At 53.7% G+C, this 23,708-nt stretch carries 27 protein-coding genes; 14 read left to right on the top strand and 13 right to left on the bottom strand.

What is annotated here, in order from left to right:
- Window positions 1-13: 13 nt before the first annotated feature.
- Both RJ38_RS10550 and RJ38_RS10545 read left to right on the top strand, forming a co-directional pair.
- A complete protein-coding gene (locus RJ38_RS10550; RefSeq protein WP_039018760.1) occupies window positions 14-730 on the top strand; it encodes an AzlC family ABC transporter permease in 717 nt (238 codons plus the stop codon).
- Window positions 731-734: 4 nt separating this feature from the next.
- On the top strand, window positions 735-1,064 hold the full coding sequence (locus RJ38_RS10545; RefSeq protein ID WP_039018759.1) for an AzlD domain-containing protein: 330 nt from the start codon (window positions 735-737) through the stop codon (window positions 1,062-1,064).
- A gap of 24 nt (window positions 1,065-1,088) precedes the next feature.
- On the opposite strand, the gene RJ38_RS10540 is transcribed toward RJ38_RS10545, so the two are convergent.
- From RJ38_RS10540 to RJ38_RS10515, 6 genes are all read right to left on the bottom strand, one after another.
- Window positions 1,089-1,415, bottom strand: coding sequence for a hypothetical protein (locus tag RJ38_RS10540; RefSeq protein WP_156121822.1), 327 nt, complete (start codon window positions 1,413-1,415; stop codon window positions 1,089-1,091).
- Window positions 1,416-1,443: 28 nt separating this feature from the next.
- On the bottom strand, window positions 1,444-2,043 hold the full coding sequence (locus RJ38_RS10535; RefSeq protein WP_052245324.1) for a hypothetical protein: 600 nt from the start codon (window positions 2,041-2,043) through the stop codon (window positions 1,444-1,446).
- 46 nt (window positions 2,044-2,089) lie between these two features.
- Window positions 2,090-2,224, bottom strand: coding sequence for an aa3-type cytochrome c oxidase subunit IV (locus RJ38_RS10530; RefSeq protein WP_039018757.1), 135 nt, complete (start codon window positions 2,222-2,224; stop codon window positions 2,090-2,092).
- An 89-nt stretch (window positions 2,225-2,313) separates the two neighbouring features.
- Window positions 2,314-2,799: a DUF6173 family protein gene (locus RJ38_RS10525; protein WP_039018930.1), complete on the bottom strand. Its 486-nt coding sequence runs from the start codon at window positions 2,797-2,799 to the stop codon at window positions 2,314-2,316.
- A 36-nt stretch (window positions 2,800-2,835) separates the two neighbouring features.
- The gene (locus RJ38_RS10520) at window positions 2,836-3,867 is read right to left on the bottom strand and encodes an MBL fold metallo-hydrolase (protein ID WP_039018756.1); all 1,032 of its coding nucleotides are present in this window, start codon (window positions 3,865-3,867) and stop codon (window positions 2,836-2,838) included.
- The gene (locus tag RJ38_RS10515) at window positions 3,864-5,582 is read right to left on the bottom strand and encodes an acyl-CoA dehydrogenase family protein (protein WP_039018755.1); all 1,719 of its coding nucleotides are present in this window, start codon (window positions 5,580-5,582) and stop codon (window positions 3,864-3,866) included. The genes RJ38_RS10520 and RJ38_RS10515 overlap by 4 nt, the downstream gene beginning before the upstream one ends.
- A gap of 168 nt (window positions 5,583-5,750) precedes the next feature.
- Between RJ38_RS10515 and RJ38_RS10510 the strand changes: the two genes are divergently transcribed.
- Window positions 5,751-6,728, top strand: coding sequence for an L-threonylcarbamoyladenylate synthase (locus RJ38_RS10510; RefSeq protein WP_039018754.1), 978 nt, complete (start codon window positions 5,751-5,753; stop codon window positions 6,726-6,728).
- Here the strand turns inward: RJ38_RS10510 and RJ38_RS10505 are convergent.
- Complete coding sequence (locus RJ38_RS10505) at window positions 6,725-7,297, bottom strand: histidine phosphatase family protein (RefSeq protein WP_039018753.1); 573 nt, start codon at window positions 7,295-7,297, stop codon at window positions 6,725-6,727. The two genes, RJ38_RS10510 and RJ38_RS10505, sit on opposite strands and share 4 nt — an antisense overlap.
- Entirely contained in the window at window positions 7,294-7,890 is a 597-nt protein-coding gene (locus tag RJ38_RS10500) for a YqgE/AlgH family protein (RefSeq protein ID WP_052245323.1), read from the bottom strand. Before RJ38_RS10500 ends, RJ38_RS10505 begins: the two co-directional genes overlap by 4 nt.
- Before the next feature lie 119 nt (window positions 7,891-8,009).
- On the opposite strand from RJ38_RS10500, the gene RJ38_RS10495 reads away from it, so the two are divergent.
- Window positions 8,010-8,837, top strand: a complete 828-nt coding sequence (locus RJ38_RS10495; RefSeq protein ID WP_156121821.1) for a protein-disulfide reductase DsbD domain-containing protein — start codon at window positions 8,010-8,012, stop codon at window positions 8,835-8,837.
- On the opposite strand, the gene RJ38_RS10490 is transcribed toward RJ38_RS10495, so the two are convergent.
- The 4 genes from RJ38_RS10490 to RJ38_RS10475 all read right to left on the bottom strand — a co-directional run bounded on the left by RJ38_RS10490 (window position 8,812) and on the right by RJ38_RS10475 (window position 15,048).
- Window positions 8,812-12,180, bottom strand: a complete 3,369-nt coding sequence (locus RJ38_RS10490) for an efflux RND transporter permease subunit (RefSeq protein WP_039018752.1) — start codon at window positions 12,178-12,180, stop codon at window positions 8,812-8,814. The genes RJ38_RS10495 and RJ38_RS10490 overlap by 26 nt on opposite strands.
- 3 nt (window positions 12,181-12,183) lie before the next feature.
- The gene (locus RJ38_RS10485; protein WP_039018751.1) at window positions 12,184-13,641 is read right to left on the bottom strand and encodes an efflux RND transporter periplasmic adaptor subunit; all 1,458 of its coding nucleotides are present in this window, start codon (window positions 13,639-13,641) and stop codon (window positions 12,184-12,186) included.
- Window positions 13,642-13,719: 78 nt separating this feature from the next.
- Window positions 13,720-14,250 (bottom strand): molybdenum cofactor biosynthesis protein B, encoded by a 531-nt coding sequence (gene moaB, locus RJ38_RS10480; RefSeq protein WP_039018750.1) that lies wholly within the window; start codon window positions 14,248-14,250, stop codon window positions 13,720-13,722.
- Between the two features lie 6 nt (window positions 14,251-14,256).
- Entirely contained in the window at window positions 14,257-15,048 is a 792-nt protein-coding gene (locus RJ38_RS10475; protein ID WP_039018749.1) for a uracil-DNA glycosylase, read from the bottom strand.
- 144 nt (window positions 15,049-15,192) lie between these two features.
- On the opposite strand from RJ38_RS10475, the gene RJ38_RS10470 reads away from it, so the two are divergent.
- The 10 genes from RJ38_RS10470 (at window position 15,193) to RJ38_RS10420 (ending at window position 22,242) form a co-directional block, all read left to right on the top strand.
- Complete coding sequence (locus RJ38_RS10470; protein ID WP_039018748.1) at window positions 15,193-16,152, top strand: aspartate carbamoyltransferase catalytic subunit; 960 nt, start codon at window positions 15,193-15,195, stop codon at window positions 16,150-16,152.
- On the top strand, window positions 16,130-16,600 hold the full coding sequence (locus RJ38_RS10465; protein ID WP_039018747.1) for a hypothetical protein: 471 nt from the start codon (window positions 16,130-16,132) through the stop codon (window positions 16,598-16,600). The genes RJ38_RS10470 and RJ38_RS10465 overlap by 23 nt, the downstream gene beginning before the upstream one ends.
- Window positions 16,597-17,052 carry a hypothetical protein gene (locus tag RJ38_RS10460; RefSeq protein WP_052245321.1) on the top strand — a complete coding sequence of 152 codons (456 nt, stop codon included), beginning with the start codon at window positions 16,597-16,599 and terminating at the stop codon, window positions 17,050-17,052. The genes RJ38_RS10465 and RJ38_RS10460 overlap by 4 nt, the downstream gene beginning before the upstream one ends.
- Window positions 17,049-18,347 (top strand): dihydroorotase, encoded by a 1,299-nt coding sequence (gene pyrC, locus RJ38_RS10455; RefSeq protein WP_039018746.1) that lies wholly within the window; start codon window positions 17,049-17,051, stop codon window positions 18,345-18,347. The genes RJ38_RS10460 and pyrC overlap by 4 nt, the downstream gene beginning before the upstream one ends.
- Entirely contained in the window at window positions 18,348-18,953 is a 606-nt protein-coding gene (plsY, locus tag RJ38_RS10450) for a glycerol-3-phosphate 1-O-acyltransferase PlsY (protein WP_039018745.1), read from the top strand.
- Window positions 18,954-18,971: 18 nt separating this feature from the next.
- Window positions 18,972-19,442, top strand: a complete 471-nt coding sequence (locus RJ38_RS10445) for a DUF805 domain-containing protein (protein ID WP_039018744.1) — start codon at window positions 18,972-18,974, stop codon at window positions 19,440-19,442.
- 120 nt (window positions 19,443-19,562) lie between these two features.
- Complete coding sequence (locus tag RJ38_RS10440; RefSeq protein WP_039018743.1) at window positions 19,563-19,994, top strand: DUF805 domain-containing protein; 432 nt, start codon at window positions 19,563-19,565, stop codon at window positions 19,992-19,994.
- A 259-nt stretch (window positions 19,995-20,253) separates the two neighbouring features.
- On the top strand, window positions 20,254-20,730 hold the full coding sequence (locus tag RJ38_RS10435) for a YHS domain-containing (seleno)protein (protein ID WP_039018742.1): 477 nt from the start codon (window positions 20,254-20,256) through the stop codon (window positions 20,728-20,730).
- 107 nt (window positions 20,731-20,837) lie between these two features.
- A complete protein-coding gene (locus tag RJ38_RS10430; RefSeq protein ID WP_039018741.1) occupies window positions 20,838-21,374 on the top strand; it encodes a GbsR/MarR family transcriptional regulator in 537 nt (178 codons plus the stop codon).
- Between the two features lie 514 nt (window positions 21,375-21,888).
- Entirely contained in the window at window positions 21,889-22,242 is a 354-nt protein-coding gene (locus tag RJ38_RS10420; protein WP_039018739.1) for a hypothetical protein, read from the top strand.
- A 34-nt stretch (window positions 22,243-22,276) separates the two neighbouring features.
- On the opposite strand, the gene RJ38_RS10415 is transcribed toward RJ38_RS10420, so the two are convergent.
- Complete coding sequence (locus tag RJ38_RS10415) at window positions 22,277-23,647, bottom strand: glutamate--cysteine ligase (protein WP_039018738.1); 1,371 nt, start codon at window positions 23,645-23,647, stop codon at window positions 22,277-22,279.
- Between the last annotated feature and the right edge of the window lie 61 nt (window positions 23,648-23,708).

Genomic DNA, 23,708 nt, shown 5'->3' with positions numbered 1-23,708 from the left:
TTAGGAGCAGCGCGTGACCTCCACCAGTTCTAAATCACATTTCCTGCGCGGATTGCGCATCGGCTTGCCGTTTATTTTGGTGGCCGGCCCATTTTCACTGCTTTTTGGCGTCGTCGCAACAGAGGCAGGCCTGAACCTATTGGAAGTCATGGGCTTTACCTCCATCGTCATCGCAGGTGCCGCGCAATTTGCCGCCTTGCAACAGATGACAGAGAACGCCCCAGTGATCGTGATCCTCGCCACGGCTTTGGCCGTGAACCTGCGGATGGCCATGTATTCTGCGGCCCTTGCTCCGCATATTGGCGGTGCCCCACTGTGGCAGCGCGCGCTTGCCAGCTTCTTTCTATTCGACCAAAACTATGCGGTTTCAGTTTTGGAATTTGAAAAACGCCCCGAAATGACCCCCGAGCAAAAGATCGCTTTTTACGGCGGTATCAGCTGCGCAATTGTTCCGGCTTGGATCACTGGCACCTATGTCGGTGCGGTCGTCGGCACAGCCATCCCGCCCGAATACGCGCTTGATTTCGCCCTTCCCATTACCTTTCTATCGATGATCGGCCCCGCCATGCGCACCCCCGCCCATATGGGGGCCGCCTTTGTGTCGGTTTTGGCGGCGCTGACTTTTGCATTCCTACCCTTCAACTTGGGCCTAATGATCGCTGCAATTTTGGCGATGATGACGGGCGCACAGATTGAACTGTGGTTGATTGCGCGCGGAAAATGGAGCTAGCACCATGGAAATGACAAGCAGTGAAATCTGGCTGACAATTTTTCTGGTCGGCATTGCGACCTTCGCAGTACGTTTCTCATTCATCGGGATCATCGGTGACCGCGAACTGCCCGAATGGATACTGCGCCATCTGCGGTATACACCGGTTGCGGTTCTGCCCGGTCTCGTCGCGCCACTGGTCCTGTGGCCCGCCGCAACCCAAGGTCAAACCGATCCCGCGCGTTTGGCGGCGGCTTGCATGGCTTTTGTCGTGGGCTACTTCAGCAAAAGCTTCATCTGGTCGGCAGCAGCAGGCATCGGTACGCTGTTTCTCATGCTGTGGCTTCTCGGGTAAACACGCCAAAGGGAACGTTTAAGCCTATCGAATACCGATTAAGATAAGCACCCAATCCCCGATCTGATCCAGCTGTTCACCGCCCTCAGAAACCCTATCTGAGATCTCGCCCGTTTCATGAAACGGGCAGCCAATCAAAATGGCAGAATCGTCTAGATACTTCCCAGTTAACGCATTTTCGCCGATCACCTGACAGACATCGCTTGGCCCGGGATAAGGGCGAACAGCCCGCAGACCAGAAGCTTCTGGTGGCGTGTACTCAACTTGGGAACCGTTGTCCCCTGTGCCGGCTGTCGGATTGCAACCCGCGATCGCAAGCGGCAAAATCATCGAGAAAATAAAACGTGACATCATTTAAAACCCTTTCAGCGGAAACCAATTATCCTGTTTGACCAGCCAAAACGGATGAATTGTCGTCAGCATCGTCATCATGGTGTTCAACCCTGGTAACACCGGGCAACTTGGCAAAGGCGCGCATGGTGGCATTGGGGAACCATGATGTTCGAATGCTTTCAAAGCCAGGTAAGCGCATCAGAATCGATGAGATCGAGTTTGAACACATCGCCTTCGGCACAGCACCGTTTTCTTGCACCAAGCGCATTGCGTATTCAGCGACCTCAGGGGCGACCTCAATCGTTTGTACAACGGTGTAATAGGTCGCACGCGTGTGGTAGTCGACATAGAAACCCAGCGCACGGTCGCTCATGCCATAATGGACGTCATTGCGTTCAGGCAGGCTGGGGTTCCACCAGGTCCCTGCCGGGTCAAACATCACACGTTGCGACGCATTAACCAGCAATCCAGAATGCGCACCGGATCCGGAACGCACATTGATAACCGTATAAAGAGAAAGGGATTTCGGGCCCTCGTGGCGATAGACTGCTCTGGACACCTCATCATCTGAAGCCCATTTAGATTCAGCAGTAATGCCACAACCAACAAGAAAAAATGGCAGTAAAAGCCAAGCAAATCTACGCACGGAAATACCCTTTTAAAAGACCCAAAGACCGCTTTGGGTCAGACCATTAACTGTTGAAGACAGCCAAAATGATCAACACAACAATGCTGGCAATTGCCACGCGTGTGCTAGCAGTAATGAAACCTGCGTATGCTTGTTCTTGAACAGATGTGTCCATAGAGCCGTGTTCATGTTTAGCCATTATTTTCGTCCTATTGAATAACGTTTGTGACGGTTTAGACGATTTCACAGGCGCTGTCACCACCTGGGAATCTCACAATCCGAAGGAATTTACCCTTTGGAAGTTTCGTCTTTCACATCGTCGTCCAATTCGGCAGCCAAACGGAAACCAATACGATTGGGTTCGGCTTGATCAACTTCTTTTGGCAGGGCGCGCAGCATCACATTCAGCTGGCTCACATGCTGTACCAATTGGGTCTTGGCACCAGATTGATCCGTCCCGTGATAGGTGATGATGTCAGGGTCAAAATAACCAAGACCTTCAATGCGCATCACGCCCGCTTCCCCACCGGCAAATCCCATGGCCGCTTCGTGCTCGTTGTCCAACTGCTTTTCAAAATTTTGGATATATAGAATCACACGTTCATAGGCCCATTGCGCCGGGCTTTTCTTGGCCACAGACGCTTTTGCAACTTTCGCAGGCAAGGCTTCTTCACCAGATGAAATAGACCCATCCGGATTGCAGCGCGCATTGTAAAGACGCGGCAATACATCGTTTTCAGACGCTTCTGCCGAAGTTTCAATTGGCTCAGCCATGTTTGCGCTTTTCTCAGACATCACGTTTCCCACCTGTTAACTCGTTTGGAAAACATAGGCCCCATCTTCGCACATTTCGCAAGAGGCTTCACCCAAATGCCAGAGATGTGATGTATGCGCCATGGCCTCAACCAAGGCCAAACCATACTCAGCAGCCCCAATTTTTCGTTTAAACAACGGGGGGAAACACTCATGTGCCGTGCGCGGCGTTTTCAGGTAATCCCGCAAACGCTCAAGCCCGCCGTGGTGGTTTTCAACCAGCTGACGCATCCGCGTGGGCAGCCCCGTGAACGGCAACTTATGCCCCGCCAATACAAAATGATCTTCGCGTGCAAGCCCGCGCAAACGTTCACAGCTTTCCAACCATTCGCCAAGCGGATCTGCCAAAGGTTCCGTGGCATACAGCCCAACATTAGGCGAAATCGAAGCAATAATCTGATCGCCTGCAATCACCAGATTATCATCCCGGGACCAAAGGGTTGCGTGACTTGGCGCATGACCATTACCAATATGCACGTCCCATTCCCGGCCACCAATGGTCACCACTTCGCCCGCACGGATGCGCCTATATCCCAAGGGCAATGGTGAACAGACATCCGCGAAATTGAAGGGACGCTCATTCAAACGCCGATCCAGCGTTTCTGCATCCATCCCACAACTTTTCCAGAAGGTGACGGTCTCCGCGCTTGGGCGATCTTGCGCATCTAACGTCAGCATCCTGGCGGTCAGCCAGGCGGTGCGGGTCATCCAGAGATCCGCGCCAAAACGATCCATCAGCCAACCCGCAAGCCCCACGTGATCGGGGTGGTGGTGTGTCACAATGATCCGACTGATGGGTTTACCTTCCAGTGGACCTGCCAGTAAATCTTCCCATTGGGCACGCGCTTTGGATGTATCAAAACCAGTGTCTATTACAGTCCAACTGTCGCCTTCATCAAAGGCATAGACATTCACATGATCCAGGCGCATGGGCAGGGGCAGACGCATCCAAAGCACGCCGGGTGCGACAGTGATCGCCTCGCCAGCCGCGGGTGGGGTTTCATGCGGATAGCGAAGCGGTTCGGTCATGCTGAAAGGTCTTCCACAGTCAAAGCGTAAAGGTCAGTGGCACCCGCACGGGCCTCGGCCAAGGCGGATTCATATTCGGGCAACATACGCGTGATGTAGAAACGTGCAAGGCGTGTACGGGTATGATCAGGCCCCGTCACCATGGCGGCACGTAAATGCGCACATCCGCCCAACACACGCGCAAAGGCAAACAGGAAGGGCACAGCGCCAGCAAACCGGTCATTCATATCGGTCTGCGCCACCATCCATTCCGTGGCTTCGCGCATGCTTTCCGCCGCAGACCAAACCGCGCCCGCCATTTTTGGATAGGTCGCGCGGGCCTCTTCTGCGCATTGTTCGACTTCCTCCAAGATACGGAAGGCCATCTCACCGCCGTCCATCATCTTGCGGGCAACAAAATCCATCGCCTGGATACCATTGGTTCCCTCATAGATCTGGGTCACACGCACATCGCGCACGAATTGGGCCGCACCTGTTTCTTCAATAAAGCCCATTCCCCCATGCACTTGCAGGCCAAGATTGGCAACATTACTGCCCGTATCCGTGCCAAAGGCCTTGGTGATTGGCGTCAAGAAAGCAGCGCGAGAAACCTGTGCAACATCGCCCGTGGCCTTGGCAAGATCTAGCGCCACAGCCGTCGCCATTTCAATGGATCGCGCGACAAAAATCTCAGCTTTCATCCGGCTTAACATCCGACGCACATCAGCGTGATCCGCGATTGTACCTGTGCCACCTTCAATAGGACTGCGACCTTGTTTGCGATCCAGCGCATATTCCAACGCCTTTTGATATGCGGCCTCAGCCACACCAACACCCTGGGTGCCAACCCCAAGGCGTGCGTTGTTCATCATGGTAAACATAGCCTTCATGCCGCCGTGTTTTTCACCAACGATCCAGCCCGTCGCACCGTCAAAATCCATCACAGCCGTAGGCGATCCATGCAGGCCAAGTTTGTGTTCCAAGGACACGGGGCCAAGGGTGTTGCGCTTACCTGGATTGCCATCCGCATCCGGAATGAACTTTGGCACAAGAAACAGGCTGATCCCTTTGGTTCCCGGCGCAGCATCCGGCAAACGGGCCAGAACCAGGTGGCAAATATTTTCGGAAAAATCATTATCCGCCCAGGAAATAAACACCTTCTGGCCCGTGACCGCATAGGTGCCATCGCCATTGTCCGTCGCCTTAGAGGCCAGCGCACCCACGTCTGATCCAGCATGCGCTTCGGTCAGGTTCATCGTGCCACACCATTCACCCGAGGCCAATTTTGGCAAATAAAGCGCCTTCATCGCATCAGAGGCGTGATGTTCCAACGCTTCGATCTGTCCCTGGCTCATCAAGGGGTTCAACTGCAGTGACAAACACGCACCTGACATCATGTCATTGACCGCCGTCGACAATGTCACGGGCAAGCCCATACCGCCGAATTCCTCAGATCCAGACATGGAAACCCAACCGCCTTCAGCCAGCGCCTTAAACCCATCCGCAAATCCAGGACTTGTCCGCACAACGCCGTTCTCAAGCACAGCCGGTTCCAGATCACCTCCGCGCTGTAGGGGGGCCAGGACTTCATCGCAAATTTTTGCAGCTTCGGTTAGGATCGCGTCGGTCACATCCCCATCCGCATGCGCAAACATTTCGGTCTCACTCACATCGCTGTAAGTTACAATATGATCACAAATAAAGCGAAATTCGTCCGAAGGGGCACGGTAAGGCATGGCGGCTTCCTTAATATGTTGGCGCAAAGCTGGCGTCGATCACCGGATCGGCGTACAGAATGTATAAACCACAAACAAGCGTGGATGTTGTCCCAGAGTTATCCCTCTGTTAGGACCCTGCAACTGAAACGCAACGTCACCAGATACAGTAACCCTACGGTAAGTCCAATGTCCCTGCCTCGCCCCGATCTGACAACTGAACGCCTGCACCCTGATGACGCGGGAATTGCGCGTGGTGCTGAGATATTGCGCGCAGGCGGGCTTGTGTCTTTTCCAACGGAAACGGTTTACGGGCTTGGCGGCGACGCCTGTTCTGAAACAGCGGTGGCGTCGATTTTCGCCGCAAAAGATCGCCCGTCGTTCAACCCCCTGATTGCCCATGTATCAGACTTGGAAATGGCGCGGGCCTATGCGCATTTTTCCGACTTGGCCCTGCGTTTGGCGATGGCGTTTTGGCCGGGACCACTGACGATCGTTCTACCGTTGCGCAAAACATCTAAACTGGCTGAGCTCACGACATCAGGCTTGCAAACCGTCGGCATGCGCATGCCCGACCATACCACTGCGCGTCGCCTCATTTCGGCTTTCGGCGGCCCTGTCGCCGCCCCATCGGCGAACCCTTCCGGACGGATCAGCCCGACCACGGCGGATCATGTGATTGATGGCCTAGACGGGCGCATTGATGCGGTGATTGATGATGGGAATTGCCCTGTTGGGGTCGAAAGCACGATTGTTGGGTTTGACGGCGATGATGTGATCTTACTGCGCCCTGGCGGTCTGCCGATTGAGAATATTGAACGCTGCCTTGCACGCAAATTGAAACACCCAACCTTCGCCATGCAGGAAGGGGATCAACCGATTGCACCGGGGCAATTGACCTCGCATTACGCGCCGCAAGCCACCGTCCGTTTGAACGCGGACCACGCCCTACCCCATGAAGTTCTGTTGGGTTTCGGCCCCGTCAAAAACGCCGCTGAGAACCTATCACAAAACGCGGACCTGCAAGAAGCCGCAGCGAATCTATTCACGATGCTGCGCCGTTTGGACGCCACGCGCAAAGCAATCGCCGTGTCGCCCATTCCAGATCATGGCCTGGGGCGTGCGATCAATGACCGTCTGAACCGCGCGGCAGCCCCTCGGGGTTAAGCTTGGTCGTGTAAGATCGTCTCTTGGCCGTTTGCCAGTCGATACACACAGCCCTGCACGGTAGGCAACACCGCCAGTCCCTCCATGCTAAGACCCAACCAAAGTCCACGCAAAACAACCGATGTCACCCCATGTGTCACAATGATCGCTGGACCCGTTAGGTCATCCATGAACGCCCGCACACGCGATGCCATATCGGCAAAACTTTCACCACCAGGGCTTTGAAAAAACCATTGATGGTCATCAAAATCACCGGTGATTTGGGTCTTGATATAACTGCGTGTCATGCCTTCCCAATCGCCAAAAGCAACTTCCGCCAAACGAACATCCTGCGCGACTTCAGATTGGCCCAAAGCGATTTTTGCTGTTTCATATGCCCGGGTTTGCGGGCTTGAAAAATGATCCGGGAAATTTCCGCCATGCACGGATAAAATACTGTTTTGTTGCCGCGCTTGCGCACGACCAAGTTCTGTCAAATCTGAATTTTGCCGCCCCTGAAAGCGCCCGGCAAGGTTCCATTCAGTTTGACCATGGCGCAGGACAAGTAGATCGGGCCAATTATGGGTCATGCATGTCCCGCACTGACAGAAAGCATCATGGGGTCGACACCAAGGCTGTGCAGCGCCGCGACCCATTGATCTTCGGGCGTCGTATTAAACACAAGATCCGGGGTCGCATCGCATGTCAGCCAACCATTCGCTAGGATCTCGTTCTCAAGTTGCCCCTCACCCCAGCCAGAATATCCCAACGCGAGGATTGATTTTTCGGGGCCCGTTCCAGCGGCGATATCGCGCAGAACATCCAAAGTCGCCGACATAGAAAAATCATCATCCACCGCAATCATTCCGTCATCGGCGTGATATTCAGGCGAATGAAGCACAAAACCGCGACCCATCTCAACGGGGCCACCAAAGTGCACTGCAGGTTCGTGGTCGCGCGAAATATGAGTGATCTTTAGCTGCTTTAGCAGTTGCGTAAACTTCACCGCATCCGAAGGCTTGTTCAGGATAAGCCCCATCGACCCTTCCTGGCCATGCGCACACATGTAGATCACTGATTTCTCAAAGCGCGGATCCTCCATACTGGGCATCGCAATCAACAATTTACCACACAGATCGGCGGAGGTTTCTTCGGAAATACTATCTTTTTCTGAATGCGTCATAGTTAAGATATGACTTTGCACAGCACCTGGTGCAAGGGGCGATTGGCAGAAAACTGTTGGCTTTCGCTGCTCGCTTGAATGTGAGTTCCCTTTGCGGTCATCTTGGCTATGGTGTCCTCATGAAAAAGCCAAGTTTCCATACCCTTGCCGCCGTCGCCGCTCTGGCGATCAACATGTGTTCTCCGATCAGCGCACAGGCGCAAAATTTTGAAAGCGTAAAAGATTCTTCCGTGTTGGAAGGTTGGCGCACAAGTTCCGGCACCCAGATGGCAGCATTTCGGATCGAGTTGAATGATGGCTGGAAGACTTATTGGCGTGCCCCTGGCGAAACTGGAATTCCTCCCCAGTTTGATTGGTCCAGGTCGCACAATGTCGCTTCGGTTCAATTTCATTGGCCGCGTCCGGGTCTCCATGACAACGCCGGGGTCCGCACAATTGGATATAAAGATGAACTGGTGCTGCCCGTCGAAATCACTCCCGTTGATCCAAAACAACCGGTTCAACTTGACGTGCAAATGCGCCTTGGGGTTTGCGAAACCGTTTGCATCCCACTGACCTTAAATTTCGACGCAAATCTGGACGAAAACGCTGGTCCCGCGCAGGCACAACAGCACATACGCAAAGCCTTGGCCCAACAGCCGCAATCCGGCCAAAGCCTTGGTATCACCAGCGTGCGTTGTGAGGCCAAGCCAATCGCAGATGGTGTCAGCTTGACCACATCCCTGCCCGCCGGGCGGATCGGCAACAATGATGTGGTGGTGTTTGAGCTGTCCAATACGGAAATCTGGGTAAGCTCAGCGCAAATACGCCGTGAAGGTGGCCTTGTTTTGGCACAGGTAGATATGGTCCCCCCTTCGGCAACGCCGTTTGCCTTGGACCGTTCAGACGTGCGCATCACCGTGATTGGCGATGACCGCGCAATCAACATTCAAGGCTGTCACGGCTGACGTCGCCCCAGACGACACCCCAAGCACCAATGGTCGTCACAGTGCTTGCAAGCATGAACAGCGCGAATGCCCCGACAGCCGGTGAAGAACCAACTCTGGGCAGAAATACAGGTAAATCGCCCGTAAAAGCGACCCATCCAAACGTCAGGCCAAAAACCACCGCCAGTATGCCAACGCAGCTCAGCAGGATGGGGTGCAAGCGTGTTCCTGGCTTACCCAAGCCACGACGCAGGGCCGTGAATTGACGTTTCAGGTCAAGTTGCACGGTCAAAAGCGCCGGCACCATGATCAGCACAAGCACCATCCCAAAGCCCAAACCATAGACCAATGTGATCACGGTTGGCTTCAAGAATTCTGCCTGTACGGACCCTTCAAACAACAACGGTGCCAGCCCCAAAACCGTGGTTAATGTGGTCAGCATAACCGCCCGCAAACGATCACATGTGGCTTCTATAATCGCGCTGATGCGATCCCGCGTCAGTGAATATTCCTCAACCGTGGTCACCAGCACAATGGAATCATTGATGATAATCCCCGTCATCCCAATCAGCCCCACAACCGAGAACATCGACAAAGGTACCTCGTGAAATGCATGGCCAAAAATCGTGCCGATCAGCCCAAAGGGCACAATCGCCAAAACCACCACCGGGCGCATCCAGCTTGAGAAAATCCAAGCCAATGTCAGATAGATCCCGATCATACACAGGCTAAATCCCAAAAGAGCATCAGACAGAAACTCTTGTTCTTGCTCTGCCAATCCGGCGATGCGGAATGCCACCTGATATTCGCTTTCAATTCTCGGCAATATTTCAGTGCGCAACGTGTCATTGATCAGGGCGGCCCTGGCGGGGTCATCTTCTGAGATATCTCCCTTAACCGCGATCAAGCGAATACCGTTTTCGCGACGGACTGTCGAAAACCCTTTGCGATGCTGGACGGTCACGATGTCCGCCAGCGGCACATATTGTCCGGCATTCGTGCGCATCAAGGAACGTTCTAGGAAATCCGCCGTAAGTTCACCGGTTGGCAACTCGACACGGATGGAGGCAGAACGCGGGCCATCAGGATATGTCGCCGCCTCAATTCCACCAAGCCGATTGCGCAGAACACGCCCCATTTCATCAATGGTAAAGCCAAGAGCCTGGCCCTGTGGCGTCAATTCTAAGATCAATTCTTCCTTGTCATAGGCAAGTGAATCTTCCACGGCGGACACTTCTGAGAACGGCAAAAGCGCGATTTTCAAGGCTTCTGCAGCGGCTTTCAGGCCTTCAGGTTCTGCACCGAAGAACTCAACATGTAGTGAATCACCGCCTGGCCCAGAACTAGACCGTCGGAAACTCACCGTTTCTGCCCGGGGGTGATTGCGGACTTCTTCTTGAATATCGGCGACAAATTTATATGCCGACCACGGACGTAAATCGGCGTCGACCAATTCAATCGCAATCGCACCCAACTGATCCGGCGTCTTGGTATCCGTCCCAGAAAGACCACGGCCCGTGTTTCCGCCGATCTCTGCCAGGACGTAATCCATCGGCCAAGCACCGTATTCCACCTCGTAGCGGCGACCAACCGTATCTGCTGCACGCTGTAGTTCGCGCATCATCTCAAGGCTGTCTTCGCGCGAGGCCCCAGCAGCCATTGCAAAATTCCCCGAGACAGAAGACCGCTCAGGGGCATTGAAAAATCGCCATTGCACGTCGCCACGCAAAAAGACTGCGACTTGGCTGGCCAACAGAAAAATCACACCTGCCAAGACAGCGTATCGCGCTTTGACAACGATATGCATCAAGGGACGAAACCCTGCCTCGCGCACCCATCGAAAGCCTTTATTCACCTGCCGATTGGGCCAATCATACCAATGCTCTTTGGCCGTGTGAGCCAATGCATGGGCCATGTGGTTGGGCAGAATCAAAAAACATTCGATCAATGACGCAGTCAACACCGCAACCACGGTAAAGGGGATATCGGCAATCAAATTGCCAAAACGCCCCCCGACGGCGACCAAGCCAAAAAAGGCAATAATTGTGGTAATCGTCGCAGAAAACACAGGCGCAGACATACGGATCGCGGCATTTTCCGCCGCCAACATCGGATTCTCAGACAGGCGACGCGCGCGAAAATCCGCGTGTTCCCCAACAACAATCGCGTCGTCCACAACGATGCCCAGGGTGATGATCAACGCAAACAATGAGATCATGTTGATCGTCAAACCAAAGGCATACATCAAAGCAATCGTCGCCAACATCGCGACGGGGATACCGGCCGCGACCCAGAACGCTATGCGCGCGTTAAGGAACAAAAACAGCAACAACAAAACCAACCCAAGCCCCATCAGGCCGTTGTCCATCAGGATATTCAAACGGCCTGAGATTGCCTCGGCGCGGGTGCGGATCAGGTCAACTGAAACGTTTTGGGGTAAGACTTCGCGCAGCTCTGCCACCACCCGTTCGACGTCGCGCTGAATTTCAATGGCATCCCCCTGTGCCGAACGATCAACACGCAGGGAAATTGCTGGGTTTTCGCCCGAAAAATAGGCGCGCTCCCGATCCACGCCTTCCCGCGAGATATGGGCAACATCGCCAATTTTTAGACGTGACCCATCGTCATTCACTCGCAAGACGATGGCTTCGATGTCTTCGACAGATCGGGTGGCCGTGCCGGTGCGCACACGTGTGTTCGTCCCTGTTACATCCCCCGCGGGGTCAGAATTCACCTCGCCCGCGATTGCCGCCGCGACTTGCGCCATTGTGATGTCATAGCGGATCATCGCCGCCATCGGCAATTCAACCACGGTTTCGGCGGCGGCGACCCCGCGTATGGTCGTTCTGGTCACGCCGACGGTAAACAAGCGCGTTGCCAGCTCGTCTGCGAAACGCCCTAACTGCGCCACATCTACGGGGCCCGCGATTACAACATCGGTGACACGGTCACTCCAGCTGGCGCGGCGTACGTTCACGTCTTCTGCGTCCTCGGGCAAAGTCGTGATCGCGTCGACCGCCAGTTGTACATCATCAGCTGCGCGCGCCATATCGTGACCGGGTTCAAATTCCAACCAAATGCTGGCGCCCCCTTCGCGCGAGGTCGCATCAGACGAGATCACCCCGTCCACAGCCAAAAGCACAGGCTCCAAGATCTGGACAATCGCACCATCGACGTCCTCCGCACCTGCACCTTTCCAAGTCGCCGAAACAGAGATGCTGTCCACGATGACATCCGGGAAAAACTGTGCGCGCATTTTTGGCAAAGCAGACAAGCCTAAGGCAATCATCATCACCAAAAGTAAATTCGCAGCGGTTTTATGGCGGGTGAAATAGGATAGGATCCCGGCTGGTTTAGGACCCATCGCTTAGCCCCCCATCCGGGCTTCGATACGTTCAACAACACGCGCGGGCACACGGGGTTCTGCAAGTTGGCTCAAAACACGATCGCGCGCGTCCTTGGGCATACGTGTGTTGGCTTCAACAAAGGCGACCAAAGCCGCACGCCGCACGTCTGTAAGCTCGATCAGTTCTTCGGATTCCGCTTGATTTGAACCATCGTCTGACACCAATTTCACCTGAATACCCGCCCCCAAAAGCGGCGAGCGTTCCGCAACAATCTGACGCGCTGCAATCCCATCTGCTGTCAAAATGACATCATTTCCCTGACGCCGCAAAAGATCCGCCGAGATGGCTTCAAGCCGGTTCTCGCTGTCGACCGCCAGAACGTTCCCCACAGCATCCCAAGCCGTGGAAGGCAAGCGAACCACATTGTGCAACACCGGTTCTTCTACTTTCACGGTTACAAAATCATCAGGCCTAAACCCGGCAGGTGTTTCAAGGCGGGCAAACAACAAACGTCCGGTTTGCCCGGTGCCAACAGTGCCGCTTTCACGCGTCACCACCCCGGTCGAGATCAGATCAATGCCCAGAACATCCAAGGTCACTTTCACTGGGGAATTACGCAATGCACCTTCACTGTTCAGCAGACGCGTATATTGTGCTGTTGAGACACGAAAGGACACTTCCAGCTGACTTGGGTCCGTGAGAATCGCAAGGCGCTCATTCGTCGACAAGAGCCCACCCTTCACGATGCTAACGTCGCCCAAAGTGCCATCGAATTCCGCGTATATTTCAGTGTCTTTAAGTCGACGTTGCGCATCCGATACCGCTAAGTTCTGACGGGTCAAGCCGGTGGTGGCTTGATCAAGCTTTGCTTCCGCCTGAGCCAGAGATTGGCGACGCGCGACAACCGCTTGATCTGCTTGCGAGGCCGCAAGCTCTGCCGTTTCCACACTGGCCGCTGTCCCAACACCACGACGTCGCAAATCTTGCTGCCGTTCCAGCGCCGTTTTGCGTAAGTCACGCTGCACCTCGGACGCGGCAAGATCTTCCTGCGCCAATACAAGCCCACGTTCGGAATCACGCAAATTCGCTTGCGCTTCCGCTTGCGTGTTGATGGCACTCTCTAACGCAGACCGCGCTTCAGCCGGATCAATTTGGACCAAAAGCTGTCCCACCGCGACTGCGCCACCGTCAACAAAATTGTCGGAAATTTCAATCACTCGACCAGATGTGGCCGCCCGCAAATCCAAACTGCGGCGCGCACGCACTTGACCGAAAACGGTAAGTTCCGGGCGCAGGTTTTCGGCCTCGGCGGTGATCACATTCACCGAAAACACCCGTTCCCGACCGCCAGCCCCGTACCGTTCCCCACCGCCGCGCGATTGCAGCGCAGACAGAATTGTCAGCCCAGCCATCGCCAGAAACCCAAGGGTCAACGCAAGCATAAAAAGTCCCGTGAGACTACGTGTGAGAAATCGCATTGCGATCCTTCCGGCGTGGCTGGTCCCTGACACATCAGGGAATTTCAAACATGTTCCGGGATGATACGGTCGCCGGATTTATTTCCGTCGCTCAGTTTCGGTCAGGCGTGGAAAAATTTCCACAAAATTGCAAGGCATATGGCGATAATCCAACTGCGCTTCCAAAATTTCATCCCAACCGTCTTTACATGCCCCCGGACTTCCCGGAAGTGCGAACAAATAGGTGCCGTTACAAACACCGCCCGTTGCCCGACTTTGCACCGCAGATGTGCCGATTTTCTTGATCGACACAATGGTGAACAAAGTGCCGAACGCTTCGATCTCTTTTTCATAGATGTCGCGATGCGCTTCCACGGTCACGTCACGCCCCGTTAAGCCGGTGCCACCAGTTGATATCACCACATCGATTTCAGGATCATCACACCAGGATTTCAATTTCGCAGCAATATCAGCACGATCATCTGGAATGATGTCACGCGCGGCCAAAACATGACCGGCTTTCTCCAAACGTTTCACCAAAGTGTCGCCCGAACGGTCATCCGCCAAAGAACGGCTATCAGACACGGTTAAAACTGCGATGCGCACGGGGATAAATTCACGATCAGACATAGGCCCTCACTTCAATTCGTTTAGCTTTTCTTGAATATTCAACAGGTCGTTCCACGCGTCACGCTTTCCTTCGGGTCTGCGCAGCAAATCGCTGGGGTGCAACATCGGCATCACGGGCGTGGAAAACGCATCCCCCCAAGTGCCGCGCATGCGTGTGATGCCACGTTTCCCCAGCAAAGCGTCGCAAGCCACGTTGCCCATCGCAATGATGATATCTGGTTGAACCAGTTCAATATGACGCTGAACAAAGGGGCGCATCATCGCGATTTCAGAGGCCTGTGGAACATGGCTTTGCGGCGGCCTCCAAGGTAGGACGTTGGTCACGTAAACCGCTTGTTGTGTATCTGTGGCATCACGCGCCATATCGATCGCCGCCAACATGTTGTCCAACAACTGCCCGACCGCCCCAACAAAGGGCTTGCCTTGACGATCTTCGTCGCGATCAGGGGCTTCACCGATCACCATCACGCGTGCGTTCGGATTGCCATCACCAAAGACCAGATTGCGCGCACCACGCTTCAATTCACAATGTTCATACATCGCAAGCGCACGCTCCAAACCAGCAAGATCCTGTGCTTGATTGGCGGCGGCTTTGGCCTCGGCTGCGGGGTCTGGCCCAATCACTTCAACGATCGCAGCAGGTTCAGCCACTTTTTTTGACTTTACAGCCGCAGCAGGTTTCGCGGGCATTTCATAGCGATTGACCGGCGCATCCAAAAGCGTTTCATCCGCCCCCAGTTCGACCTGCCATTCAAGGGCCGCGCGCAATTGCCAATGATCCATAGATTCGAGCTTCATAGCCCAAAGTTACGCCACCCCCGCGCGGAAGGGAACCAGCCATTTCGCCCCAAATCTGCAACTGTTGATCCCTCACGGGTCCACACCCCCTTGCCCCAAACCACATGACGCCCTTATAAGCGGGAAAATCCTGATGGAGAGACCATGACCATCCGTGCAAAACACCTGCTGGGGATCGAAAATCTCGCCCCTGATGAAATCACCACCATCCTTGATTTGGCGGATCAATATGTTGATCTGAACCGTCGCCAACAAAAGCATTCAGATGCGTTGGCGGGGCTGACCCAAATCAACATGTTCTTTGAAAACTCCACCCGCACGCAAGCCAGTTTTGAAATCGCAGGCAAACGCCTTGGGGCAGATGTGATGAATATGGCGATGCAAGCGAGTTCGATCAAAAAGGGCGAAACCCTGATTGATACAGCGCTTACGCTTAACGCCATGCACCCAGATATTCTGGTCGTCCGCCACCCCCATTCGGGTGCTGTGAACCTGCTGGCGTCAAAAGTGAACTGCGCTGTTTTGAATGCCGGTGACGGCAAACATGAACACCCAACACAAGCCCTACTTGACGCTTTGACCATTCGCCGCAAAAAGGGCCGTCTGCATCGCCTTTCCATCGCGATTTGTGGCGATATTGCGCATTCCCGTGTGGCGCGATCAAATATTCTATTGCTTGGGAAAATGGAAAATCGCGTGCGCTTGATTGGCCCACCGACCCTAATGCCATCCGAGATCAAGGAACTTGGGGTCGAGGTCTATGACGACATGCGCGAAGGTCTGAAAGACGTCGATGTCGTGATGATGTTGCGCTTGCAGCGTGAACGTATGGATGGCGGCTTTATTCCATCGGAACGTGAATATTACCATCGCTACGGCTTGGATGCGGAAAAACTGTCTTACGCAAAAGACGACGCGATTGTCATGCACCCAGGTCCGATGAACCGAGGTGTTGAAATTGACGGCACCATCGCGGATGACATCAACAGATCCGTGATCCAAGAGCAGGTCGAAATGGGTGTTGCCGTGCGCATGGCCGCGATGGATCTGTTGGCACGCAATCTGAAGTCAGGGTCTGGTGATGACGCAGCAATATACGCCTGAACTGCCCGCAGATGAACCCATCATTCGGCTTATTCGTCCCAGCGTTACCGCATATTTGCCGCGCTACATCATCTGGCTGATCGCTGTCATATTTTTGTATCACATGGGTACGTTGGGCGAAACGGCACCCGAAATCCTTCTCAAACTGATCGGCTCGCTGATTGTTTTTCTCGGGATCGAAGCTTGGCTGTTAGGGGAACCCTTTTATTGGTTCATCGCCCTGCGGAAACGTTGGTACCTCACACCATATCGCATCCATCTGGGCACCCCTAAGGTGCAAGAGGTAATCGATTTATACGACGTGGACAGCATCAAAATCTGGATGGTTTGGGGCATTCGCGTCTATTGCGATGACGGGATTGTGCATAAGCTGGATTACATTTGGAACCCTTGGGACATCCGTAGTCTCATCTTAAACGCTCGTGATCAAATGGAAAGACTTGAATGAACTCCTTTTACCGCAGCCTCACACCCACGGCCACATTGAATAAAGATGAGACCGTGATCACAAGCTTCACCGGCAATAAAAGAACCTATATCCGTGACCATATTTGGCTCGCGGGTTTCGCAATGCTGTTTGGCATGGCGGCGCTTTGGTTGTTTGGAAATGCCCATATCTGGACCGGCGCGGTTGGTGGTTTTTTCGCAATAGCCATACGTGGATTTTATCTGGCATCGGATGATCTGAAAGCGCGTTGGGACCTCACAAATCAGCGCATTATGGGCCCTCAAGAACGCATCGCCGATCTGACAGAAATCGTGGAAATGAAGGTGATCATCAGTTCCGTTCAACTGATCACCCAATCTGGTCTAAAACACCTGATCCGCTTTCAGGTCGATCCCCAAGACACAATCGCACAGATTGAAAAAGTCAAAGTGCAACAAGGAGCAACCCGATGAAAATATGCCTCACGGATGCCCGCCTCATTGATCCCGAACTGGGAACTGAAACCCGTGGGTCGCTCATAATCGAAGACGGGGTGATCATCGCAGTTGGTGCCGATATTGATACACAGACTGCCGATGAGATCATTGATTGTCGCGGCAAATGCCTGGCACCTGGTATCATCGATATTGGTGTAAAGATCGGCGAACCAGGCGAACGTCACAAGGAAAGCTTCCGCACGGCCGGGTTGGCCGCCGCAGCCGGTGGCGTGACCACAATCATCACGCGTCCAGACACGACCCCCGCGATGGATACACCCGAGGCGCTTAGTTTTGCCAGCCGCCGTGCATCTGATGTAACGCCCATCAATGTGTTGCCTATGTCCGCACTGACCAAAGGGCGCGAAGGACGTGAAATGGTCGAGATGGGCTTCATGAAAGATGCGGGCGCCGTGGGCTTCACCGATTGTGACCATGTCGTGCGTGACCCCAAAGTGTTTTCCCGTGCGATGACCTATGCAAGATCGCTCGGCGCCTTGGTCATGGCCCATCCGCAGGAACCCGATTTGTCCAAGGGTGCCGCAGTGACCAGCGGAAAATTTGCGTCGCTGCGTGGTCTTCCAAGCGTATCACCGATGGCGGAACGCATGGGGCTTGAACGCGATCTGGCCTTGGTCGAAATGAGTCGGGTACGATATCATGCGGATTGCTTGTCATCCGGGGCCGCTTTGCCCGCTTTGCAACGTGCCAAAGACGCGGGCCTTGATGTGACGGCGGGGACCTCGATCCATCACCTCACTCTGAATGAATTTGACGTCGATGATTACCGCACCTTCTTTAAGCTGAAGCCTCCGCTGCGGTCTGAAGATGATCGTCAAGCGATGATCGCCGCCGTGGCCAGTGGTTTGATCGACACGTTATCGTCCTTTCACACACCTCAGGATGAGGAAAGCAAACGCCTTCCCTTTGAGGAGGCCGCGGCCGGCGCAGTTGGGCTTGAAACCCTACTGCCCGCCGCAATGCGCCTGTATCATGCAGGGGATTTGACCTTGCCCCAACTGTGGCGCGCTATGGCTTTGGCCCCCGCAAAACGCCTTGGGCTTGCGGCGGGTCGTCTGTCTGTGTCCGCCCCTGCTGATCTTGTGCTGTTCGACCCAGAAGCCCCCTTTGTGATGGATCGCTTCAAGTTACATTCAAAAAGCAAAAATACCCCCTTTGATGGCGCGCGTATGCAGGGCAAAGTACTGATGACTTTGGTCGCCGGACGACCCGTGTTTCAGAAAAATTGTTTTCCAAAAGGACTGCCCTAAATGCCCTATATTGAAACATCTCAATCTATGTTGCTGCTGGTTGCAGTCCTGTCATACCTTCTGGGATCCGTGCCCTTTGGCATGGTGGTCACGCGGATGATGAACCTTGGAAATCTACGCGACATCGGGTCGGGCAATATTGGCACCACCAACGTCCTGCGCACTGGAAATAAAAAAGCGGCAGCCCTGACGCTGATCTTTGACGCTGGGAAAGGCGCCTTGGCGGTTTTGATCGCCCGCGCATTATTTGCCGAGGACGCCGCCCAACTTGCCGGTCTCAGCGCGTTCCTCGGGCATCTCTTCCCAATCTGGCTAAAGCTTCACGGCGGTAAGGGCGTCGCCACATTCCTAGGTCTCATGCTGGCTTTGAATTTTTGGATTGGTTTGCTGTGTTGCGCCACTTGGTTGGTCGTCGCGGCCATTCTACGGATTTCGTCCATGGCAGCACTGGTCAGTGTCGCCACATCCCCCATATGGATGATCATGCTTCAAGACGGGGGCATGCTGATTTTGAGCCTAATCCTAACGATCTTGATTTACGCGAAACATTGGCCCAATGTTCGACGTTTACGTGCGGGCACAGAACCCAAAATCGGCGCGAAATAATCTAATTGGGAGAGACCCATGAATTTTACAGACGCGGTCAAAACCTGCTTTAAGAAATACTTCACCTTTTCCGGGCGCGCCGCTCGGTCAGAATTCTGGTGGTGGGTCCTGTTTATATATGCCGCCGGTGTTATTCTTAGTCTTATCGACTATGGTCTTTTTGGAATTCCCTTTCGCGGGCTCCTGCAAATCTCATTCAACTTAGACTTCAGCTCTATCTCCAACGTCTTCTCAATCCTTGTATTTATTCCCAGCATTGCGGTTTCCGTGCGCCGCCTGCACGACTCCAATCGCACCGGGCTTTGGCTGTTAGGGTGGATCCCCGCCATTGCGCTTGCGTTCGTCGTTGTCGCCCTTGGTGTGATTCTGTTGTTGGTTGGTGCAGTGGCCTTACTCATTTGGTACTGCCTTCCAGGAACCTCCGGTGCCAATAAATACGGACCTGATCCACTTGGTGGGCCCGCAAATGACGTCTCCGTTTTCGAATGAAATAGCGATTTACGCACCCCCCAAATGCAGCACATAAACTTCTAGGATATCGCGCTATACATTGGGGCATTTCTGCGGCATTAGTCGCCTCAGAAATTAATTTTCAAAAAGGAAATAGTCATGACTTTTGGTCAATCCGTCAAATCAGTCTATTCAAAATACGTCACATTCTCTGGACGCGCTCCCCGTTCTGAATACTGGTGGTTCATGCTGTTCTTTAATATCATCTATCTAGGCCTATACGCAGTGATGATGGTAGTCACTTTCACCCTGTACGCCTCAAACCCAACTGGATCGCCAAGCATGGCACCCATCATTTTATCTTCCAGTTTGCTGACTGTTTTCGTACTTGGGTCTCTTCTACCCTCCATATCAGTCATGGTGCGTCGCCTACACGACGTTAACCGTTCTGGCTGGTGGTATTGGATCGCTTTGGTCCCATTGGTTGGTATCATTTTGCTGCTTGTTTGGTTCTGCACCAAAGGTACTGATGGACCGAATGATTTCGGATCTGATCCCCTTGGCGGTGGAAACGCAGACGTTTTCGAATAAAAGTTCACTCAATAAAACTGACATAAGGCGGTGCATTTGCGCCGCCTTTTTTGTTGCGCCCGGGGCCTATTCTTCCGTCAGGCGCCCTAGATATCGCGCGAATTTGCTCATGTCGTATGGATATTTGCACATACACATTTAGTTGTCTTGTAAGTGAACCGATCTGTAACGAAATTCAATTCATGAAACGGCACATCCCTGTTCGTCTCACTCAAAGTTCCAGCTCACCCCTACGGGTTCAACCAAAGAAAGTTACAACATGAATATCTTCAAAAGCGCCCTAAGCGGCATCGTAGCCTCTGTCGCAATCGCCACCTCCGTATTCGCAGCGGGCAACGACGTAAATGCAACCCCAACTGGCTTGGCCCTTCAAGGCTATGACCCAGTTGCATATTTCACTGACGGCGAGCCCACAAAAGGCGACTGGGACATCAGTTCTGAATACAATGGCGCGACATACCGTTTCGCAAGCGAAGCTCACAAAGCCACCTTTGACGCTGACCCAGAAGCATACGCACCAGCATACGGCGGCTACTGCGCATTCGGTACTGCGATGGGCTTCAAATTCGACGGCGACCCAACACTTTGGAAAATCGTAGACGACACATTGTACCTGAACCTGTCCCCTGCCGTGCAAGAACGCTGGTCAGAAGACATCCCAGGTTTCATTGAAAATGCGGACACCAACTGGACCGACATCGTAGACGCGGACCCTGCCGTTCTACTGGCGAACTAAGCCAACCTAAGACTGGAAAACGGCGATGTGTCTTTCATCGCCGTTTTTTCTTGCATTGCGAGGCGGTTTCATTTATTTCTGCCATAACAGAAATTAAAGGAATCATCATGCAACTGACCCCTTCCATGCAAAACTTCATCCTTCACTGGGGTGAGATGGGCTCAAAGTGGGGCGTGAACCGTTCCGTTGCACAAATCCATGCGCTTCTGCATATTGCGCCTGATCCCATGACCGCTGACGAGATCTGCGAAACCCTCAACCTTGCGCGTTCCAATGTCTCCAACGGTATCAAGGAATTGCAAAGCTGGAAGCTGGTCCAATCCAGTCGCAAGCTTGGCGACCGTCGGGATCATTTCACATCAATCCGCGACATGTTTGACCTTGTGGATATGGTGATAAAGCAGCGCCGCGAGCGCGAGTTTGCGCCCACGATTGTAGCACTTGAAGCCGTCATGAATGAAGCAGATCAAGATAACACCCCCCCCAAAGTCCGCGAACGCATGGGCGAAATGTTGCGTGTTATGAAAATGTTTGACGACTGGTATCTAGATTTCTCATGCCTACCCCGTTCCGTACATATGGCCGTATTGAAACTGGGTTCCAAACTTGCCCGCTTCATCCCAGGTGGACGTTCCGCCGACTAACACACCTTAGCGTCAAAAAAATTTGCGAGGTAATTTCTCAAATGACGGAAACAACAGTAATTAGTGGATCGCCACTATTCCCCACACCAAAGGACGTTCGATACATCGTTGATCCTGTCGCGTTTACAATTGCCATGGTCGGGGGGCCGATCTTGGTTGGCATCCTTGGTAGCCCCCTTCTAGCACCCATTTTTGCAACTGCACTTGGCGGGCCCCTCTACCTTATTCTCGGCGTTCCTGTGATGTTGTACAGATTACGCATAACAGCTGGATCGCCGAAATCATTTGCCGCTGCCGCCTTTTGCACAAACGCTATCGTATTGGCCGCGGTGCTTCTCTACCGGTCGCTCGTAGCCACACCTGAACTTTGGAAGCACTATGACTTACATGTTACATTTTTGGCCATTGGATTGATTTTCGCGCCCTTATGGGGAGCAGTCAGCGGTTGGATCTACACAGGTCTGCGCAAACCCTTCTACGCATCTTCACACAATATTTAGGAAAGGATCAGACAATGATCATCACCATGTCCACCTACTTCGCCCTCGCACTTATTCTGACATTCGCCCTGTCTTACATGATTATGAAAATCGGGACTCTGTTGGGAAACTGCCCCGCTAGCGGGCAAGCCACGCGCGCCGCAGCGGTCACAATCGCGACCGGATATTGCGCAATCGGATTTGGCGGCGTAATTTTGGTCGGGGCGTTATTCGTTGGATCTAACACTATCGGGTTAGCCGGGTTATTCGGCGCACTGGGCTTTGTCTCACTCTGCCTTGGTCTTGGCTTCACCCACGCAATTGGCACCCTGCGTGCGGTCGTCGCCCAAGCTGTCCCGCCCACTCAAATGAACGCAATCCCAGCTTAAACGAAAACGGGGCGCAACTTGCGCCCCACTCCAATTAATAACTATGCGCCTCGTAGATCTTTGTCAGATTCCCATCCCACTCGCCGTGATATTGCTCAAGCAACTCATCGGCAGGGGTTTTTCCGGTTTCAAGACTGTCTTTCAACGCGTTCAGGAAATGCGTTTCATCGGGGACCATGCCGCCAGCGCCGGAACGGGCGCGGGCTTTTAGGCCGGCTTCGGAGATGCCAACCACTTCACGCGCCAAGTCATGCATATTGATGCCGTCAACCTTGGCCTGAAGCCCATCAACCGACGCCGCAACGCGCAAAGCTTCGCGTTGTTCCGCAGACCAGCCCTTGACCAGATCCCAAGCCGCATCCAATGCCGATTGATCATACATCATACCAACCCAGAACGCGGGCAGCGCACAAAGGCGACGCCAAGGGCCACCATCGGCACCGCGCATTTCCATGTATTTCTTGATACGTGCCTCGGGGAAAGCGGTGGTCAGGTGATCGGCCCAGTCAGACAGAGTTGCGATCTCGCCCGGCAAAGCTGGCAGTTTACCAACCATAAAATCACGGAAGGACATGCCAAGCGCGTCGATATATTTACCGTCGCGATAGACAAAATACATTGGTACATCCAAGGCATAGTCGACCCATTTCTCGAACCCCATGCCGTCCTCAAACACCCAAGGCAACATGCCCGTACGTGCCGGATCAAGATCACGCCAAATGCGCGAACGCCAGGATTTATGACCGTTTGGTTTACCTTCAAAGAAAGGTGAATTGGCAAAAAGCGCGGTCGCAACAGGTTGCAATGCAAGCGCAACACGCAGCTTTTGAACCATGTCGGCTTCGGATGCGAAATCAAGGTTCACCTGAACCGTGCAGGTCCGGCGCATCATGGAACGTCCCATGGTGCCGACCTCGCCCATATAGGCGTCCATCAATTTGTAACGCCCCTTCGGCATCAATGGCACATCGTCATGCTGCCAAATCGGCGCGGCCCCAAGACCGATGAACCCCACACCAATTTCATCCGCGATATCTTTGACTTCGCGCAGGTGAACATTCACCTCGTCGCAGGTCTCATGAATGGTTTCCAAAGGCGCGCCGGACAATTCAAGCGCCCCACCTGGTTCAAGCGAGACATTGGCCCCGTCTTTTTCCAAGCCGATCAGATGGTCGCCCTCACGCACTTCATTCCAAGCATGGCGATCACGCAGACCTTCCAACACTGCAACGATAGAGCGTTTACCTTCAAACGGCAGAGCCTTCAGGCTGTCTTTGCAATAGCCGAATTTCTCGTGCTCGGTGCCAATGCGCCAATCTTCTTTCGGCTTACAACCGGATGACAGATATTCAGCAAGCTGATCGCGATGTTCGATCATTCCTCCGCCGGACTGGGGGATAGACATAGGCATTTCCTTTCCTGCGGGCGCGTAGGTTCTTGCGCGGATCATAAGCACTTAATCGGTA

The organism is Halocynthiibacter namhaensis, from assembly GCF_000812685.1.
Taxonomy (GTDB): Bacteria; Pseudomonadota; Alphaproteobacteria; order Rhodobacterales; family Rhodobacteraceae; genus Halocynthiibacter; species Halocynthiibacter namhaensis.
The sequence above is the reverse complement of the archived record's forward strand: the minus strand, read 5'-3'. Positions and strand labels throughout refer to the sequence as shown.